19 protein-coding genes are annotated in these 18,138 nt (G+C 67.1%); 10 read left to right on the top strand and 9 right to left on the bottom strand.

What is annotated here, in order from left to right; genetic code table 11:
- The first annotated feature begins 193 nt into the window (after positions 1–193).
- The gene (locus ABRP28_RS11130) at positions 194–1,249 is read left to right on the top strand and encodes a DNA polymerase IV (protein WP_350003052.1); all 1,056 of its coding nucleotides are present in this window, start codon (positions 194–196) and stop codon (positions 1,247–1,249) included.
- A gap of 173 nt (positions 1,250–1,422) precedes the next feature.
- Here ABRP28_RS11130 and ABRP28_RS11125 read toward each other — a convergent pair whose 3' ends face one another.
- The gene (locus tag ABRP28_RS11125) at positions 1,423–1,599 is read right to left on the bottom strand and encodes a CsbD family protein (protein WP_350002805.1); all 177 of its coding nucleotides are present in this window, start codon (positions 1,597–1,599) and stop codon (positions 1,423–1,425) included.
- Positions 1,600–1,739: 140 nt separating this feature from the next.
- Here ABRP28_RS11125 and ABRP28_RS11120 point away from each other — a divergent pair, with 140 nt between their 5' ends.
- The 5 genes from ABRP28_RS11120 (at position 1,740) to ABRP28_RS11100 (ending at position 5,978) form a co-directional block, all read left to right on the top strand.
- Positions 1,740–2,198, top strand: coding sequence for an SRPBCC family protein (locus ABRP28_RS11120; RefSeq protein ID WP_350002803.1), 459 nt, complete (start codon positions 1,740–1,742; stop codon positions 2,196–2,198).
- On the top strand, positions 2,198–2,875 hold the full coding sequence (locus tag ABRP28_RS11115) for a pentapeptide repeat-containing protein (RefSeq protein WP_350002801.1): 678 nt from the start codon (positions 2,198–2,200) through the stop codon (positions 2,873–2,875). Before ABRP28_RS11120 ends, ABRP28_RS11115 begins: the two co-directional genes overlap by 1 nt.
- A 144-nt stretch (positions 2,876–3,019) precedes the next feature.
- Entirely contained in the window at positions 3,020–4,246 is a 1,227-nt protein-coding gene (locus ABRP28_RS11110) for a thiolase family protein (protein WP_350002799.1), read from the top strand.
- Entirely contained in the window at positions 4,246–5,097 is an 852-nt protein-coding gene (locus ABRP28_RS11105) for an enoyl-CoA hydratase/isomerase family protein (RefSeq protein WP_350002795.1), read from the top strand. Before ABRP28_RS11110 ends, ABRP28_RS11105 begins: the two co-directional genes overlap by 1 nt.
- Positions 5,094–5,978 (top strand): 3-hydroxyacyl-CoA dehydrogenase family protein, encoded by an 885-nt coding sequence (locus ABRP28_RS11100; RefSeq protein ID WP_350002793.1) that lies wholly within the window; start codon positions 5,094–5,096, stop codon positions 5,976–5,978. Before ABRP28_RS11105 ends, ABRP28_RS11100 begins: the two co-directional genes overlap by 4 nt.
- Positions 5,979–5,987: 9 nt before the next feature.
- Here the strand turns inward: ABRP28_RS11100 and ABRP28_RS11095 are convergent, their stop codons facing one another.
- Complete coding sequence (locus tag ABRP28_RS11095) at positions 5,988–6,221, bottom strand: DUF6480 family protein (RefSeq protein ID WP_350002791.1); 234 nt, start codon at positions 6,219–6,221, stop codon at positions 5,988–5,990.
- A gap of 78 nt (positions 6,222–6,299) precedes the next feature.
- Between ABRP28_RS11095 and ABRP28_RS11090 the strand changes: the two genes are divergently transcribed.
- On the top strand, positions 6,300–6,908 hold the full coding sequence (locus tag ABRP28_RS11090; RefSeq protein WP_350002789.1) for a GNAT family protein: 609 nt from the start codon (positions 6,300–6,302) through the stop codon (positions 6,906–6,908).
- 10 nt (positions 6,909–6,918) lie between these two features.
- On the opposite strand, the gene ABRP28_RS11085 is transcribed toward ABRP28_RS11090, so the two are convergent.
- Complete coding sequence (locus ABRP28_RS11085) at positions 6,919–7,749, bottom strand: SGNH/GDSL hydrolase family protein (protein ID WP_350002788.1); 831 nt, start codon at positions 7,747–7,749, stop codon at positions 6,919–6,921.
- A 112-nt stretch (positions 7,750–7,861) separates the two neighbouring features.
- Between ABRP28_RS11085 and ABRP28_RS11080 the strand changes: the two genes are divergently transcribed.
- Both ABRP28_RS11080 and ABRP28_RS11075 read left to right on the top strand, forming a co-directional pair.
- Positions 7,862–8,581 (top strand): tyrosine-protein phosphatase, encoded by a 720-nt coding sequence (locus tag ABRP28_RS11080; protein WP_350002787.1) that lies wholly within the window; start codon positions 7,862–7,864, stop codon positions 8,579–8,581.
- Positions 8,578–10,722, top strand: a complete 2,145-nt coding sequence (locus ABRP28_RS11075) for a peptidase (protein WP_350002786.1) — start codon at positions 8,578–8,580, stop codon at positions 10,720–10,722. The genes ABRP28_RS11080 and ABRP28_RS11075 overlap by 4 nt, the downstream gene beginning before the upstream one ends.
- 60 nt (positions 10,723–10,782) lie before the next feature.
- On the opposite strand, the gene ABRP28_RS11070 is transcribed toward ABRP28_RS11075, so the two are convergent.
- Positions 10,783–11,232, bottom strand: a complete 450-nt coding sequence (locus tag ABRP28_RS11070; protein WP_350002784.1) for a hotdog fold thioesterase — start codon at positions 11,230–11,232, stop codon at positions 10,783–10,785.
- Between the two features lie 167 nt (positions 11,233–11,399).
- Between ABRP28_RS11070 and paaZ the strand changes: the two genes are divergently transcribed.
- The gene (paaZ, locus tag ABRP28_RS11065) at positions 11,400–13,511 is read left to right on the top strand and encodes a phenylacetic acid degradation bifunctional protein PaaZ (RefSeq protein ID WP_350002782.1); all 2,112 of its coding nucleotides are present in this window, start codon (positions 11,400–11,402) and stop codon (positions 13,509–13,511) included.
- Between the two features lie 357 nt (positions 13,512–13,868).
- Here the strand turns inward: paaZ and ABRP28_RS11060 are convergent, their stop codons facing one another.
- From ABRP28_RS11060 to ABRP28_RS11040, 5 genes are all read right to left on the bottom strand, one after another.
- The gene (locus ABRP28_RS11060) at positions 13,869–14,174 is read right to left on the bottom strand and encodes a hypothetical protein (protein ID WP_350002780.1); all 306 of its coding nucleotides are present in this window, start codon (positions 14,172–14,174) and stop codon (positions 13,869–13,871) included.
- A 12-nt stretch (positions 14,175–14,186) separates the two neighbouring features.
- Positions 14,187–15,302, bottom strand: coding sequence for a trypsin-like peptidase domain-containing protein (locus ABRP28_RS11055; RefSeq protein ID WP_350002779.1), 1,116 nt, complete (start codon positions 15,300–15,302; stop codon positions 14,187–14,189).
- Between the two features lie 84 nt (positions 15,303–15,386).
- A complete protein-coding gene (locus tag ABRP28_RS11050; RefSeq protein WP_350002777.1) occupies positions 15,387–16,004 on the bottom strand; it encodes a TetR/AcrR family transcriptional regulator in 618 nt (205 codons plus the stop codon).
- A gap of 69 nt (positions 16,005–16,073) precedes the next feature.
- Positions 16,074–17,441, bottom strand: a complete 1,368-nt coding sequence (gene paaK / locus ABRP28_RS11045; RefSeq protein ID WP_350002776.1) for a phenylacetate--CoA ligase PaaK — start codon at positions 17,439–17,441, stop codon at positions 16,074–16,076.
- Positions 17,442–17,448: 7 nt separating this feature from the next.
- Positions 17,449–17,967, bottom strand: coding sequence for a hotdog fold thioesterase (locus tag ABRP28_RS11040; RefSeq protein WP_350002775.1), 519 nt, complete (start codon positions 17,965–17,967; stop codon positions 17,449–17,451).
- Between the last annotated feature and the right edge of the window lie 171 nt (positions 17,968–18,138).

Raw genomic sequence — 18,138 nt, 5'->3', positions numbered from 1 at the left:
CGGCGGGACGCCCCTTGGAAGGGGAGTCCCGCCGTCGGCGTCTCCCGGCCAGGCCAGCCCACTTTTGCCGGCCGGTCCCGCATATCTCCTGCCCTTTCATCGGCTTTACCGCGCAAAACCGGGCTGGAGCGTCTACAACGGGTGGTGCCGAGCGCGCCGGCGGGGGCAGACTGGGCCTGTGGACGAACCGTGGGTGCTGCATGTGGATCTGGACCAGTTCATCGCCGCCGTCGAAGTGCTCCGGCGGCCGGAGCTCGCGGGCAAGGCGGTGATTGTCGGCGGGCGCGGGGATCCCACTGAGCGGGCGGTGGTGTCTACGGCATCTTACGAGGCGCGGGCCTTCGGCGTCGGCTCGGGAATGCCGCTGCGCATCGCCGCACGGAAAGTGCCGGACGCCGTCATCCTGCCCGTCGACCAGGAGGCCTACCTCGCGGCGTCCGAACAAGTCATGGCGGTGCTGCGCTCGCAACCGGGCGCCACGGTGCAGGTGCTCGGCTGGGACGAAGCGTTTGTTGGGATCCAGGCCGAAGATCCGGAAGCTTATGCCCGCCGGCTGCAGGGCGACGTCCTGAAGGAAACCCGGCTTCACTGCAGCGTGGGCATCGGCGACACATTGGTCCGCGCCAAGGTGGCCACGACGTTTGGCAAGCCGGCCGGGGTCTTCCGGCTGACGGAGGGCAACTGGCTGGAGGTCATGGGGAGCCGGCCGACGATCGAGCTGTGGGGCGTGGGGACGAAGGTGTCGGCCCGGCTTTCGAAGCTCGGCATCGGGACCGTCGCCCAGCTCGCAGCGGCCAATCCCGATGACCTGGTTCCGGAGTTCGGTCCGAAGATGGGGCCCTGGTATGCGCAGCTGGGGCGGGGTGACGGCTCGCGGACAGTCGATGACACTCCATGGGTGGCGCGCGGGCACAGCCGGGAAACCACCTTTCAGCAGGACCTGACCGGGTCCGGCCAGATTGAGGCCGCCGTCCGGGAACTGGCGGCACACGTCCTCACAGATGTCGCTGCCGAGGGGCGGCCGGTGATCGGGCTGACGCTCAAGGTCCGCTACGCGCCGTTCCTGACCAAGACCTACGCCCGGAAGATCCCGGAAACCTCGGACCCCGCCGAAGTGCTGGCGCGTGCCTTGGACCTTGCGGTGAAAATTGAGCCGGGCCGCCCTATCCGGCTCCTGGGGCTGCGCGCCGAAATGACGATGCCCGAGGATTCCCGGCAGGGGCACACACCCACCCGCAGCGGATGGTGACGCTCCATCGGTTGCTGGCTATCTGCCGTTGCCCCAAAACGGCAGTATTGGAGCAATCGATGAAGAATGGTGCGGAAGCCAGCGGACAAGCAGAACGGCGGCGGATCCAAAGGGATCCGCCGCCGTTCGCCCTGCTTACTGGAACCCGGCCAAGCCGGATGGCGCAGGAATACCTAGTCGCGCTTGAATTCGTCCTTGACGCTTTCGCCGACCTTTTTGGCGTCGGCCTTGACCTGGTCGGCCTGGCCTTCTGCCCTCAGCCGGTCGTTGTCCGTGGCATTGCCGGCCGCTTCCTTGGCCTTGCCGCCCATGTCTTCCGCTGCGTTGCTGATCTTGTCTCCGAGGCCCATGATGGTGGCTCCTTTCGTTTCCGGTGATCGAACATTTTCACACTAACACGAAGCATGCTTACTAATTCAAGTCCCCCACAAGTTGCCCTGTGGCACCGGGGTTCTGTCGATTGCACGGCTCCGCGGCTAGGCTCGAAGCCATGGACCACAGCATCAGCCTCAGCCAGCACATCCATGCGTCGCCGGAAAAAGTATGGTCCGTCATAACGGACATTCCCGGCTCCGCCACCACGCTGACCGGCGTGGAGTCCGTCCAGCTGCTGACGGACGGCCCGTACGGGGAAGGAATGCGCTGGAAGGAGACCCGGAAGATGATGGGAAGGTCTGAGACCGTGGAGATGTGGGTGGCAGAGGCTGAGCCGCCGCACGGCACCATCGTGAAGGCCGTCCAGGGCGGCGCCGACTACAGCACCCGGTTCAGCCTTTCCCCGCGCGACGGCGGCACAAACCTCAGCGTGACGTTCGGGGGAGAGATGCACAAGCCCAGCGCCGCAACCCGCATCATGATGGCAGTTTTCGGCAAGATGGCTATGGCAGCCACCCGGAAAGCGCTCCGCAGGGACCTGGCGGACATAGCGGCCAAGGCGGAATCCATCTAGTGGCCCCGCGCGCCCCACGGACAGCAGCTTCCGGCGTCACCGCACCACGCCTTACGCCCGTCCGGCTCGAGAACCTGACGGACGTGGCTGAGCCGGACTTCCAGCGCGGCGGGCGGTACGACGGCGCGCGGTACAGCCGCGTGGCGGCCGAGGGGCTGGACCTGGGCGGCGCCGACTTCATCGACTGCGAGTTTCAGGGAGCGGTCTTTAATGAAGCCCAGTTGCGCGGTTCCACGTTCCGCGACTGCATCCTGGAGGAACTGTACGCGCCGGTTTTCCTGGCCGCCCGTTCCACATGGCGGGAGGTCGAGATCCGCAATGCCCGCCTGGGTTCTGCCGAACTGCATGAGAGCGGATGGCAGTCGGTCCGCATCGACGGCGGCAAGCTGGACTTCCTTAACCTCCGGGGTTCCAAACTCACCGACGTCCTGATCAGCGACTGCATCATCAACGAACTGAACCTCGGCTCGGCCACTGGAACGCGGGTGGCATTAAAGAACTGCACCATCGGATCCCTGGACTTCACCGGGGCCAAGCTCCAGGACTTTGATATTCGCGGCACGGAACTGAGGGGGATCAGTGGACTCGGCAGTCTCGGCGGCGTGGTCATCGACGACGTCCAGCTTGCCCTCCTGGCGCCCCTGCTGGCAGCCCATCTGGGGCTCAAGGTCCTCTGAGTCCGCCCAGGGGACCCCGTACCCGGGAGGTCCCCGTATCCACGGCACACCCTCCCGTGTACTATTTACAGAACGAACGGTCGGTAAGTGGGTAATCTGCCGGCCGCTGATGACAGTGCTGTTTATCGCGTGAAGGGTGTTTCCATGGCTGCAACCGCAGGTCCGCAGGCTTTCCTTGTTGGCGGGGTACGAACGCCGGTGGGCAGGTACGGCGGGAGCCTCTCCTCCGTTCGTCCCGACGACCTCGCCGCCCTGGTGCTCCGGGAGGCCGTCAGCCGGGCGGGCCTGGACCCGGACAGCATCGACGAGGTCATCCTGGGCAACGCCAACGGTGCCGGCGAGGAAAACCGTAACGTGGCCCGCATGGCCACCCTGCTGGCCGGGCTGCCCCTCCACATCCCGGGGATCACCGTCAACAGGCTGTGCTCGTCCGGACTGAGCGCCATCATCATGGCCAGCCAGATGATCAAGTCGGGCGCCGCGGACATCGTCATAGCCGGCGGCGTGGAATCAATGAGCCGCGCGCCCTGGGTGCAGGAAAAACCCGCCACTGCCTTCGCAAAGCCCGGTGCCATCTTCGACACATCCATCGGCTGGCGGTTCGCCAACCCGCTGTTCCAGAAGGGAGAACTTTCCCGCGACGACAAAATGACCTACTCCATGCCGGAGACCGCCGAGGAAGTTGCCCGCGTGGACAACATCTCCCGCGAGGACGCCGACGCGTTCGCCGTCCGGTCGCACGAACGCTCGCTCGCGGCCATCGCCGCCGGGCGGTTCAAGGACGAGATCGTTCCCGTCACCGTCAGGACCCGCAAGTCCGAGACTGTGGTGGACACGGATGAGGGACCCCGCGAAGGTACCACCATGGACGTCCTGGCCGGACTGAGGCCCGTCACGCACGGAGGTTCCGTGGTCACCGCAGGCAACTCCTCAACGCTGAACGACGGCGCATCGGCCATCATCGTGGCCTCCGAAGCCGCCATTGAAAGGCTGGGCCTGACGCCCCGCGCACGCATTATCGACGGCGCCTCCGCCGGCTGCGAGCCGGAAATCATGGGTATCGGCCCCGTCCCCGCCACGCAGAAGGTGCTCAAGCGGAGCGGCTACAGCGTAGGCGACCTCGGCGCCGTCGAACTCAACGAAGCCTTCGCCACGCAATCCCTCGCCTGCGTCCGGCGTCTGGGCATTAACCCGGACGTTGTAAACAACGACGGCGGCGCCATCAGCCTGGGGCACCCGCTCGGTTCCAGCGGTTCACGGATTGCCATCACCCTGCTGGGCCGGATGGAGCGCGAGGACGCCAAGATGGGCCTGGCCACAATGTGCATCGGCGTCGGCCAGGGCACGGCCATGCTGCTGGAGAAGGTCTGATGGCCGGCCGCGTGGACCTGGCGGCAGAGAAGTTCCACACGCTCCTTGTGGAGGAACGCACCGACCGTGTGGTGGTGCTGCTGAACCGGCCCGAGGTGCGCAACGCCATTGACCAGCAGATGGTGGACGAGCTGCACGTGGTCTGCACCGCCCTGGAGCAGAACCCCAAGGTGCTGATCATCGGCGGAGTGGAGGGGGTGTTCGCCTCCGGCGCCGATATTGCGCAGCTGCGCGAACGGCGCCGCGACGACGCCCTGCAGGGCATCAATTCCACCATCTTCGTCCGCATCGCCAAGCTGCCCATGCCCGTCATTGCCGCGCTGGACGGGTACTGCCTGGGCGGAGGTGCAGAGCTGGCCTACGCGGCGGACTTCCGGATCGGGACGTCCAGCGTCCGCATCGGCAACCCCGAAACCGGGCTGGGAATCCTCGCCGCCGCCGGTGCCAGCTGGCGGCTGAAGGAACTGGTGGGGGAGCCCGTGGCCAAGCAGATCCTCCTGGCCGGCAGGGTACTCACCGCCGAGGAAGCGCTGGCCGTAAACCTCATTACCGGGATCCACGAAGCCGCGGAACTGATGGATGCGGCGCACAGCCTGGCGGACAGGATCGGGCGGCAGGATCCGTTGGCAGTACGGATCACCAAGTCCGTGTTCCACGCCCCTGCCGAAGCGCATCCCGTCATCGACCAGCTGGCACAGGGAATCCTCTTCGAGTCCCAGGCCAAGTTCGACAGGATGCAGGAGTTCCTGGACAGGAAGGCCGGCACGAAAGCCGGCGGCAAGGAAGGCGGCAACGCTGCCAAGAACGACGGCACCACGGCCGGCACCGAGAGCGGAGAGCAGAACCGATGACCACACCAGAACTTTCCTCCGGCATGCCCGCTGATCTTCCCCACTTCGTGGGTGTCCTCGGCGGCGGCCGCATGGGGGCCGGCATCGCCCACGCCTTCCTCATCAAGGGCGCAGACGTGCTGGTGGTGGAGCGCGACGACCAGTCCGCGGCAGCTGCCCGTGAGCGCGTGGAATCAGCGGCGGCCAAGAGCATCGAGCGCGGTATGACGGACGCCAATTTGGACGAAATGGTGTCCCGGCTCTCTGTCACCGTGGACTACGACGACTTCAAGGACCGCCAGCTGGTGGTGGAAGCGGTGCCGGAGGACTGGGACCTTAAAGTCACCTCACTGCGCGGCATCGAGGAGCGGCTGGCCGAGGACGCCTATCTGGCCTCCAACACCTCATCGCTGTCCGTGAACGGCCTCGCCGGAGAACTGAAGCGGCCCGGGAATTTCCTCGGGCTGCACTTCTTCAACCCCGTTCCGGCATCCACGCTCATCGAGGTGGTGCTCGGCGCGCAAACGTCACCGGACCTCGCCGCCGCAGCGAGAAGGTGGGTGGAGGCACTCGGCAAGACCGCCGTCGTCGTCAATGACGCGCCCGGCTTTGCTTCCTCACGCCTGGGCGTGGCCATCGCACTGGAGGCAATGCGGATGGTGGAGGAAGGCGTAGCCTCCGCCGAGGACATCGACAACGCCATGGTGCTTGGCTACAAGCACCCCACCGGGCCGCTGCGCACCACGGATATCGTGGGCCTGGACGTGCGGCTGGGCATCGCAGAATACCTGCACTCCACCCTGGGGGAGCGCTTTGCCCCGCCCCAGATCCTCAAGGACAAGGTGGCCCGGGGCGAACTGGGGCGGAAGACCGGCCAAGGCTTCTTCAGCTGGCCCGGCTAGGAACGCCGGTCAGTCGAAGAAACCGACGATGTAGCCGATGAAATAGAGGAGGAACAGCAGGACGCCGGCCCCGATGGCTCCGAGCCAAAAGATCTGCTGGCCCTTTCCGGACCCCTTCTGCCTGGGTTCCTGGCTGCCTGCCACCGACCCTTCGCCGGGAGGCGTTTCGCCTGGCGGCACACCGCCGCCGGGCTCCAGGCCTGTGATCTTGTCATCCTCAGGGTCCGGATTGGTTCCTGACACGTAAACTCCCTCGCTCGCCGTCCTGGTGCTGTCCCCAGCGTAACCGGCCCCGGTGGTGGTAGCACCTAGGCTGGTGCCGTGACTTTCCTAGAACCCCTTACCCTCACGGGCAGGTATGTAACCCTGGAACCATTGTCCGTGGAGCACCACGACGGCCTGGTGGACGCGGCACGGGACGGCGACCTGTGGCGGCTCTGGTACACCTCCGTGCCTGCCCCCGAGGAGATGGCCGCCGAGATCGGGCGGCGCCTCGCCCTGCAGGAGCAGGGATCCATGCTGCCGTTCACTGCCCGGCTGGTGGATCCCGCCACCGGCGCTCCCGGCCGGATCATCGGGATGACCACCTACATGAATATCGACGCCGGCACGCCCCGGGTGGAGATCGGCTCCACCTGGAACGCCGCGTCCGTGCAGGGAACCGGGACCAACCCCGACTCCAAGCTCCTGCTGCTGCGGCACGCGTTCGAGACGCTGGGCTGCCCGGCCGTGGAATTCCGGACGCACTGGCTGAACCACCAGTCGCGCGAGGCCATCGCCCGGCTGGGCGCCAAGCAGGACGGCGTGTTGCGCAACCACTCCCGGACCCGCGACGGGCTCCTCAGGGACACCGTGGTGTTCTCCATCCTGGAGCACGAGTGGCCCATGGTCCGGGCTGGCCTGGAGTACCGGCTGGCAAAGCGCGGCTAGCCGTGCCCTGCTACCCGGCGGAGTAGGCCCCGGCGGCGTTCAGGGCCTTGTAATACGCCTCATAGCCCTCGGCGTTCGGGTGGAAGCTATCGGGGTTTCCCGGGCCGCCGAGGTTGATCCACGGATCCGGGGACAGGGCGCCATGGCCGAGGAACGCCGACCTCACGTCAACGTAGGTTGCCCCGGCCTCGCCCGCGGCCTCGGCGATGGCGTCGTTCAGGTCGTCAGCCAACTCGGTGGCCTGATAGATGAACAGCGCCGCGGGGTCGGTCATGCCAGCCGGGATTGGGTCCAGGAGATACGGGTACCCGGTGACCACGATCCTGGCGTTGGGCGCGGCGGCCTGCACGCTCTCGATCATCGAGACCACGTCACGGTACAGCTGCCCGCTCTCGAGCTGGGCGGCTGCATAAGCGGTGGCAGCGTCACACTCCGCGCCCGGGGTCATGCCGGCCAGGGCCACACCGCAATAGGTGATAATGGCGCCGAAGCCGAGGTTGTTGCCGCCTGCGGTGACGGTCACCAGTTCGGTGCTCTTGTTCAGCTGGCTGAGCTGGGCGTCCACCACATCCTGGGTGGTCTTGCCGCTGCAGGCCTCGTTGACCACCAGTTTGACGGCCTTGGCCGCGTCAGCAAGGCCTGAATATGTGTTGTCACTGCGGTAGCAGTCATCCAGGTACGGCCCGGCTCCCTGCCCGGCGGCGAAGGAGTCTCCCAGGGCAATGTACTTGGTCTTGTCCGCAGCCTGTGCAGGAACAGTGGCCAGCCCTGCCGCCATGGCAAGGGTGGCGAGGCCGGCTGCAAAAGCCGAGTGGCGCCGTCGTGCAGTGATGTTTCCCAAGTGGCTCTCCTTGAATGGTGGAAGAAGGAACGGTGGAAGAAGGCAAGTACGAGCCACCGTACTACCTGCCTGTGACATGCGCCTCGTGTGGCGGGTGTGATTAGCTGTGCGAATGAAGAAACCGGGCAGGCCCATGGGCTGGGATGGTGCTGTCAACGCATGGCATGTGGCCGGCGGCGTGTACCGCATGGGCCGGCGCGAGTGGCTCACCGCGTCCGGCTGGCGGCAGGCTTACGACGACGGCATCCGCACCGTGATTGACCTCCGCAACGCGGCGGAGGCGCAGCGCCGGGACACGGATCCCGTGGTGGGCGGGGCAGCCTGGTCCGGGATGGTGGTGGTTTCAGCGCCGACCGAGGAGCCGGGCCACCCCCGCTTTACCGCGGTGACCGGCCCCTACCTCAATGATCCCGCCCACTACCCGGAGAACGCCCGGCTGTTCCCTGGGAAGCTGGTGGGCGTCTTCCACGAACTTGCGGCAGCCTCTGCCCGCGGTGCCGTGGTGCTCCACTGCGCGGCGGGGCGGGACCGCAGTGGCATGGTGGCGGCCATGGTCCAGGACCTCGCCGGGGACTCCGGGCAGGACATCGCCGACGGCTACCGGCGTGCAGCCCGCGGCATCAATGAGCGCTACCGCACCCACGGCCCACCCCATGCGCGGGAACGCCACCTCAGCGAGGCGGAGTTGGGCCCGCTGCTCGAGGCGCGCGGGGACGCCGTGGCGGACTTCGTGCGGAGCCTGGATACCCGCACATTCCTCTTGGACAACGGCCTCAGCGCGGCTGAGCTGGACGCCGTGCTGGCCCTTTGCGGAGCGGGGGTGGCCCGGTGACCGGGCAGGTACTCCGCCGGGTCCTTTCCCTGGGCGCAGCTGCGGGAATCCTCGCAACCTCCGCTGTTGCTGCTGCCCCGGGCTGGGCGGACACTGAAATTCCTCCGGCGGAGGGGGCTGTTGGTGGCCTGGGCTCTTCATCCCTGTCCGACGCTGCCCTTGCCGATGCCGTGCAGCGGGACCTTGGCTTGACCCCGGAACAGTTTGCTGCGGCAGGGGAACTTGGTTCCCGCGCCGCAGCCGCCGCCGGGCAGCTCCGGACTGTTCCCGGCTATGCGGGCACCCGCCTGCAGGATGGGCGGATCGTGGTGTCCGGAACGGGTGCCGAGCTCCAGGACGCGGTGGCTGCGCTCGCCGCCGGCATCCCTGGCCTTGTTGTTGAGGCGCCGGCCGGCGCCGTGGTGCCCGCTTCGCCGGACCCTGTTGCCCCGGACCCCGGTGCCGAGCTGGCGCTGAGCACCAAACAGCTGTTCCAGGCGTACGTGGCTGAGGTGGGGCTCCACGGACTGCAGGCGGTGGTCACCTCAGGAGGAAAGTTCGTCATCCGGACCGGTGGCGTCGGCGCTTTGGAAGCGGCCCCGGAAAGGGCCCCGCACGGCGCTGATGAGCAGTCCGCCGGGAACCCAGGCGCCCTTGCTGCCGGGCCGGATGGTCAGGCTACTGACGCCGCGGACTCCGTAGGTGTGGGCACCGGCAGGAAATCGCCGGCGGAATTTGTTGCCCGGTTCGCCAACGTGGAGCTCGACGACGGCACTCCGCTGGCGCCGGAAGAGGACCTCCGCGGGGGAGTCGGGTACATCGCGGACACGGGCTGGATCTGTTCCACGGGCTTTTCGGCGTTTGGCCCGTCCGGCCTGCCGGCCGTCCTTACGGCAGGCCACTGTGCTTCTGACGGGGCAGCGGAAACCGCAGAGCTCGAATTCCAGTTCAACCGGACAGGGCCGCTCGGGAAGTTCGGTTTCAGCCAGTTCGGCGGCCCGGGCAACAGCCCGGTCCTGCGGCCCGGGAGCGTGAACGACCCGCTGCAGCCGGGCGATCCGGGAAACGTGGGAACCGATATTGCTGTGGTCGAGTCCCTCCGCGCGGACCTTGACCCGCTGCCGGCCGCGAGCACCTGGGGGGACGTGTCCCAGCCGGAACCCGAGGTCAAGATCATCGGCACGGCCGAGCCCGTTGCGGGGATGCCGGTCTGCCGTTCGGGGCGGACTTCGGCCTGGTCCTGCGGCAGGGTGGACGCCGTGGGGATCTTTGTGGTTCCCGGGCCCGGCTACGCTGCGGACCCCAACGACCTGCGGGCGTTCAACGGATTCCTGTCCTATGGCGTCCAGTCCAGCGGCGGCGATTCCGGCGGCCCCTATCTCAGCGGCAACTACGCCGTGGGCACCCACGCTGCCGGAGACACCCCTGACGAACAGGGCAACGTGGTGGAGAATTTCGCGGTGGGGGCCACCCTGGCGGACAGCCTGGCCGTGCTGCCCGGCTACCAGCTGGAACTCTTCCTCAACAGGCCTGCAGTGTCCTCTCCCGCGCCCGGCGCCACCTATGAACCGGGGCAGGCCATCAGCGGCACAGTTTCGGCAGCCCCTGCCACCGCCGTCGCTGAGGGCTCCAGCGTCCGGATCACCATCCCGGGACAGGACGCTTTCGACGTCCCGGTCAACGCCGACGGGACCTGGAGCTTCCCGGCGCCGGAGGGCAAGGATGCACTCCGGTTTACCGCGGAGACTGTGAACGGTTTCAGTGCCTCCGGCGCTGCGGACTTTGAGTTCGCCCCCGCTGTCCCGGCCGGACCGGATCCAACTGAACCTGCTCCGCCGGCGCAGCCGGCTCCGGAAGAGCCCCCGGCAAGCCCGGCGCCTGTACCAGCTGACCCGGCCCCGGCTGACCTGGCCCCGTCCCCGGCGAGTTCCAAGCCGCCTGGCCAGGACGCCGTCGTCGTACCTTCGCCTGCAGCCACCCCGCCTGCTGCCACCCCTCCCGCTGACCCGCCAGGCGGCTACGCCCAGGACCGTGACAGCAGGGGCCTGGCGTATACCGGTGCCGGCGTGCTTCCCGCAGCGGGTGCTGCTGCGGGGGCGATCGCCGTCGGAACGCTGTTGACGGCACTCGTCCGCCGCCGGAGGCAGAACACCCCCGGATGACCCATCACCCAGTAAGGTCAGAGCCAGCGCATAACATCGCCGTCTGACAGATCAACGGGCTTATTTGTGGCGCCGCATCAGCAGGTTGGTGATGCGGAGGGTGCAGAGCCGCTGACCGGCCTCGTTGGTGATGAGCACCTCGTGGGTGGTGAGTGTGCCGCCCAGGTGGATGGGTGTGGCCGTGATGGTGATTTGGCCTTCCCGCGCTGAGCGGTGGTGGGTGGCGGAAACGTCCACGCCCACGGCAGTTTTGCCCAGCGTGCTCGCATGGATCACGGCCGCCCAGGAACCCACCGCTTCACCCACGGCCAGGGACGCCCCGCCGTGAAGCAGCCCGAAAGACTGCCTGTTCCCCTCCACAGGCATGGTGGCCACCACGCGCTGGACGGACTCCTCGACGATTTTGACGCCCATCTTCTCGTCCAGTTCGCCGAGGGTGATTTTCCACAACTCCTTGTCGCCGCCGGGGTGGCCCTCCGCTGCTGCATCTTTCGGTGATGGCGTGCTCATGTGTTCTCCTTCTGCGCGGCTGGCATTACTGTACGCGGCTTCCCGTGTGCACCAGACTCCTAGTGTGCAGCGGGGCACATTCATGTATGGTAAATATATTACCGAACGGACGGTCAGTAATCTTTGGCCGCTTCTGTCTGCCCCTTTGTTGGAAGGACCCGTCAACGATGACAACCACAGCCACAGCTCCCCAGGCCACGGTGGACACCGTGGAGACAGTGCCCAGCTTCATCATGGATTCGTGGTGGACGCCCGACGCCGGAGCGGCAGCTTCCGCAACGCCCGTCCGGGACGCGAGCACCGGGGAAGTCCTGGCCAAGGTGAGCACGGAGGGGCTGGACCTGGCCGCCGTCGTTGATTACGGCCGCACCACGGGCCAGCAGGAACTCGGCGGGTTTACCTTCCACCAGCGCGCCCTCAAGCTCAAGGAGCTGGCGCAGTACCTCAATGCCCGGCGCGAGCACTTCTACGCCTTCTCTGCCCAGACCGGAGCCACGAAGGTGGACTCGATGATTGATATCGACGGCGGCATCGGGGTCCTTTTCACGTTCGGGTCCAAGGGCCGCCGCGAGCTTCCCAACTCCCAGGTGGTGGTGGACGGGCCCATGGAGGTGCTGTCCAAGGACGGCTCCTTCGCCGGTGAGCACATCTACACCCGCATCCCGGGCGTGGCAGTACAGATCAACGCCTTCAATTTCCCCGTCTGGGGCATGCTGGAGAAGTTCGCCCCGGCGTTCCTCGCGGGCGTTCCCACCATCGTCAAGCCCGCCACTCCCACCGGGTACGTGGCGGCTGCGGTGGTCAAGGCCATCGTTGAATCGAACATCCTCCCCAAGGGCTCGCTGCAGCTCATTTCCGGCTCCGTCCGCGGCCTGCTGGATGTCCTGGACTACCGCGACCTGGTGGCCTTCACGGGCTCCGCGTCCACGGCCCTGTCCCTGAAGTCGCACCCCAATGTGGTGCAGGGCGGTGTCCGCTTCACGTCCGAGACCGACTCCCTCAACGCCGCCATCCTTGGTCCGGATGCCGTGGAGGGGACCCCCGAATTCGATGCCTTCGTGAAATCCGTGGTCACGGAGATGACGGCGAAGGCGGGCCAGAAATGCACAGCTATCCGCCGCGCCATCGTGCCGGCGGAGATGGTTCCGGCGGTATCTGCGGCCATCGGCAAGCGGATCCAGGAGCGTGTGGTCCTGGGCGATCCGCGTGCGGACGGCGTCACCATGGGAGCGCTAGCCTCCGTGGAGCAGCTGGAGGACGTGCGTGCGGCCGTCCAGTCAATGCTCGACGCCGGCGGTGAGCTTGCGTACGGAACGCTCGATTCGCCGTCGGTCACGTCCGCGGACGGATCCACGGGCGTGGTGGACGGCGGCGCGTTCATGGCACCCGTGCTGCTGAACTGGCAGGACCCCGAAGCGGAGGAAGTCCACTCCCTTGAGGCCTTCGGCCCCGTATCCTCGGTGATCGGGTACAAGGACCTTCCCGACGCCGTCCGCCTCGCAGCGCGCGGTGGCGGCTCCCTGGTGGCCTCGGTGTGCACCAACGATCCGTCCGTGGCCCGCGAACTGGTGACCGGCATCGCCGCCCACCACGGCCGCGTGCTGATGCTCAACCGCGAGGACGCCCGTTCGTCGACGGGCCACGGCTCACCCGTGCCGCACCTGGTCCACGGCGGGCCCGGGCGGGCCGGCGGCGGCGAGGAGCTCGGCGGTATCCGTTCGGTGATGCACCACATGCAGCGCACCGCCATCCAGGGCTCACCAAACATGCTTACCGCCGTCACGGGCGTGTGGCATGCCGGGGCCAGCCGGAACTTCACGGTTGAGACGGAGGGGACGCACCCGTTCCGGAAGTCCCTGGAGACGTTGCGGATCGGCGACGCCGTCCGGTCCGACCTTCGGCAGGTCACCCTGGAGGACATCACCGCCTTCGCAAACTCCACCGGTGACACCTTCTACGCCCACACCAACCACGAGGCCGCGGAGGCCAACCCGTTCTTCCCGGGAATCGTGGCGCACGGCTACCTCCTGCTGGCCTGGGGTGCCGGCCTGTTCGTGGAGCCTGCTCCGGGTCCGGTGCTGGCCAACTACGGGCTGGAGAACCTGCGGTTCATCACCCCCGTTGCGGCGGGTGACTCCATCCGGGTGACGCTCACGGCCAAGAAGATCACCCCGCGCGAGACCGACGAATACGGCGAGGTGGCCTGGGATGCCGTCCTGACCAACCAGAATGACGACATCGTGGCCACCTACGACGTCCTCACCCTCGTAGCCAAATAACCCGGGCACGCTCACTCACTTAACGTGCGTTTTGGCGTGACGCTCTCTCACTTAACGTGCGTTTTTCCCGAACGCTCGCTCACTCTCATAAGGAAAGTGAGCGAGCGTTCGGGGTTTTCCGGCATCGAGTGAGAGAGCGTTGGGGGTTTTCCCGCATGGAGTGATAGAGCGTTCGTCCTGGACCGGGCCGGGCAGTGGACAGATCTTTTGGGCGGGCGGAAGCGTAAAATTCTGTGTGTCCACGAAAGGCTCGGCATCCAGGCTGAGTACGAGCTGTAGCCAGACGGAGAAGTCCGTAAAACACAGGAGGGGCGTCCCGGTTGACCGGGACGCCCCTCCTGTTGTGCCGCCGAAAAATCAGGACTCGGCGCCGCCGTGCAGGCTGTCGTCGCTGCTGTCATCCTCGCGGCCGGTGCCGTGGCCGCTTTCGCTCTGGTCCGAGAGGTCCATGTTGCCCCGGGCCTCGTCCATCGTGGGGCCGCCGGAGGGGACGCTGTAGGTGTCCGGGCGGATGCCGTGCGACTGTTCCTCGATCAGGGCCTGCTCTTCGCTGAAGCGGATCACATTGGCTTCGTCGCCGGCGTCGCCGGGAATGTCCTCACGGACCTTCGAGGGGTCCGGAATGATGTATCCGGCGTCTGCTTCGTCTTTGGGGTGGCTCATTTTCTTACCTTCCTATCGGGTGTTACTTGTGGGCCGCGCGATCAGGTCCGCCTTGAGGTCAAGGCTCTGGTCCTGCCGCTTGACCTTGAAGCCTACGGTATCGCCGGGGTTGCGGTTCCGGAGTTCCGCCAGGAGCTTCTCCGGGGCGTTGAGGTCCACCCCTTCCACGGATTCCAGGACGTCACCGGGCCGGATGCCTGCGCGTCCGGCCGGGCCGTCCTCGTCCACTGCCAGAACCACGACGCCGGCGCTTGCGTCAATGCCCAGCTGTCCGGCGATCTGCGGCGTCAGTTCGCCCGGGGTGAGGCCCAGGTAGGCGTGCTCGGCGGTGCCGTCCGCCAGCAGTTCCTCGGCCACCTCCACGGCGGTCGCGGCCGGGATCGCGAACCCGAGGGCCACGGCCCCCGCGGACGGAGGAATGTAGGCTTCGCTGATGCCGATGATTTCCCCGCGCAGGTTGATGACGGCCCCGCCGGAGTTGCCCGGGCTGATGGGGGCGTCGGTCTGGATCAGGTCCACCAGGGACAGGCTGTTGGACGCCGAACCCGGAATGGACCGGTGCAGCCCCGAGATGATCCCGGCGGTTGCCGTGTTTTCGAAGCCTAGCGGCGAGCCGAGCACCACGGCCCCCTCACCCACCCGCGGCAGGTCTGTCTGGTACACGGGTTTGGGCAGGCCGGTGCGGTTGGCCTGCACCAGGGCGAGGTCTGTCACGGGGTCGGTGGCCTTGACGGTTCCCTCCACCCGCTGGCCGTCGGCGAAGGCGACCTCAACGAGGGTGTTGCCACGGACCACGTGCTCGTTCGTGAGGATCAGGCCGTCCTCGGAGTAGACCACGCCGCTGCCCAGGCCGCCCTCCGTAAAGATGGTGACCACGGACGGAGCGAGGTTCTCCACCAGCTGCGGGATATCGCCCTCCGCAGCCGGAGCCGGCGCGGGGGCCGGAGCAGCGGTGCGGTCAGGCGTGGTCGAGGACGTCGGGCCGGATGTGGAGGTGCTGCTGGGTTCCGGGGAGGGAGTGGAGCCGGTGCAGGCGGTGAGGGCCAGGGACGCCGTGAGGAGCGCTGCTCCCGCCGCTGACCGGAAGCGGGCCGGACGCGGCACGGCCAGGCGGATGACGGTGTTCATGGACGGCCTCCTCCGGGTCCTGGCTGGCTTTCTACCACCGTAGCCGGGGATCGGAGAAAATACCAAGCACCCTTAGTATTTGGCTCAGTGCTGGGCGGAGTGCAGTCCGTCGAACGCCATGGTGATCACGTCATCGGCGAGGCGTTGGGGGGAGAGGGGCCCGCCCGGCTTGTACCATTCCACGATCGAGTTGATCATGCCGAAGAGCAGCCTGGTGACGGTCCGCGGATCGATGTCCTGGCGCAGCGAGCCTTCGTCGCGTGCCGCGGAGATCAGTCCGGCCACCTTGTGGTCGAAGGCGCGGCGGCGCTCCAGGGCGTCGCGTTCGATCTCGGTGTTGCCCCGCAGGCGCAGGAGCAGTGTGACGAACGGCAGCCGGTCCACCAGGACGGCCACGGTTTCCCGGAGCACAAACTCGAGGCGGGCATCGGCCGCACCGGATGTGGCTGCGGGTTCTTCCAGGATGGCCTCAAGCCCGCCGAGCGCGTGCTCAAGCGCGAGCTTCAGGAGGTCGCCCTTGGATGGCACATGGTGGTAGATGGCGGACTTGGAGATGCCCAGGTTGTCCGCAAGGATCCCCATGGACGTGGCGTCGTAACCGTGCCGGTTGAAGACGTCGACGGCGATGCGCAGCACCGACTGCTGGTCGTATCCGGGGCGGCCGCGCTTGGCGGTGCTGGCTGTCTCAGTGCTGCTGGGCATAGTGGCTAGTTTCTCATGAACGGTCGGTAGGGTGGCGCAGCCCGGAGCCTGCGCCACCGCTGGATTTCCCTACGCCTTGGGGCGCATGTCGTAGATCCGGCGCAGTTTGCCGTTGGACCGCTCCAGCGAGCCCGGCTCCACCACGGCCACCGTGCACGAAGAACCCACGTGGATCTTGATCTGCTCCTTCAAGGCGCGCGCCGCCGTCGTGCTCTGCTCAACGGTGACGGTCTCCCGGCGCTCGATCTTCACCGTCATCTGGTCCATCCGCTGGCCCTCGGGGCGGGTGAGCTCAAGCTGGAAGTGCGGGCTGAGCTCGGGAATGCGGAGGGCGATCTCCTCGATCTGGGATGGGAAGACGTTCACGCCGCGGAGGATGATCATGTCATCGCTGCGGCCGGTGATGCGTCCCATCCGGCGGTGCGCGGGGCGGGCCGTGCCGGGGAGCAGGCGGGTGAGGTCCTTGGTGCGGTACCGGATGATGGGCAGCGCTTCCTTGGTCAGGGACGTGAACACCAGTTCGCCGTGTTCGCCGTCGCGCAGCACGTTCTCCTTGCCCACCACCGGGTTGAAGGCGTCGATGATTTCGGGGCGGAAGTGGTCCTCCCAGATGTGGCTGCCGTCCTGGGTCTCCACGGCCTCGCCGGCCACGCCGGGACCCATGACCTCGGAGAGCCCGTAGATGTCGCAGGCCTTGATGTTCATGGTGACCTCAAGCTCGTGCCGCATCTCCTCCGTCCACGGCTCGGCGCCCAGCACTGCGTACTTGAGGGACGTGGATGCAGGATCGATGCCCATGTGCGCCATGGCGTCCGCGATGGTGAGCAGGTAAGTGGGGGTGGCCAGGATGGCATCCGGCTTGAAGTCCTGGATCAGCTGGATCTGGCGTTCGGTCTGCCCGCCGGAGATGGGGATGACCGTGCAGCCCAGGGCTTCGGCGCCGGCGTGCGCGCCCAGGCCGCCGGTGAACAGGCCGTAGCCGTAGGCGTTGTGGACCTTCATGCCCGGGCGGATGCCGGAGGCGCGGAAGCTCCGGGCCACCAGCTTTGCCCAGTCCGCCAGGTCCTTCTTGGTGTACCCCACTACGGTGGGCCGGCCCGTGGTGCCCGAGCTGGCGTGCACCCGGGCTACTTCGTGCTGCGGGACGGCGAACATCCCGAACGGGTATTCCTCGCGCAGGTCGTCCTTGGTGGTGAAGGGGAAGTTGCCCAGGTCGCTGAGTTCGCGGAGGTCGTTCGGGTGGATGCCGGCGTCGTCGAACTTGCGCTTGTACAGGGGCACGCGCTCGTACGCGTAGGCAACGGTGTGCTGCAGGCGGCTGAGCTGCAGGGCCTCGAGCTTGTCGCGGGACATGGTCTCCTCGCGGTCCAGGATGACGTTAGTGCCTGCGGCCGTTGCTGCTGCAGCGGCGGGGGTTTCGGGGGCATGCAGGGTCATGGTTTTCCTACTTCTTGGGGATGGTGCGGCTGCGTCCGCGGAACTCGGCAATGAGCTCGCCGGGCTGGGCTGAACTGGACTGGGCTGAACTGGGCTGGGCTGAACTGGGTTGGGCCGGTGCAGACTGGCCGCTTGGGGACGGCGCGGCATCCGTGGCGAAAATCTGGATGTCATACAGGCCGCTGCGTCCGGCGCTGGAGCGGCGGTCCGCCACCGCGGTCAGCACCTGGCCGCGGAAGGCTGGCTTGAGGAAGTTGATGTCGACGCCGGAGGCCACGGTGATGCTGTTTTCCTCACCGGGTGCCTGGACAGCGGGGTTGCAGGCGAGGGCGAACGCGGTGTCGCCGAAGGCGAAGATCATTCCGCCGTGGGCCATGCCGAAGCCGTTGAGCATTTCCTGCCGGAGGGTCATCCGGATGGTTGCGTGGCCGTCGCTGATGGCGAGGACTTCGATGCCCATCCACTCGGAGGCGTAGTCGTTCTCCAGGATCTGGTGTGTGGGCCCGGAAAGGGTGGTTTCAGCCATGCGTCATTGCCTCCAGCTTTATTTACCGAATGTTCATTAGGTAATCCCATGGAGGGGTCCGGTGTCAAGGGCCGGGGCGTCTGCGGCCGCCGCTCCAGCCCGGTTTTCCGGCGCCAGACCCGCTTTCTGGCGGCTACCTCCGGGCGGGCCGGTCCAAAACCGGGCTGGAAT

The sequence above is a fragment of the Pseudarthrobacter sp. WHRI 8279 genome (genome assembly GCF_040224115.2).
Lineage (GTDB): Bacteria > Actinomycetota > Actinomycetes > Actinomycetales > Micrococcaceae > Arthrobacter.
Note: the sequence above shows the minus strand (reverse complement) of the source record. Positions and strands in the feature narration are given on the sequence as shown.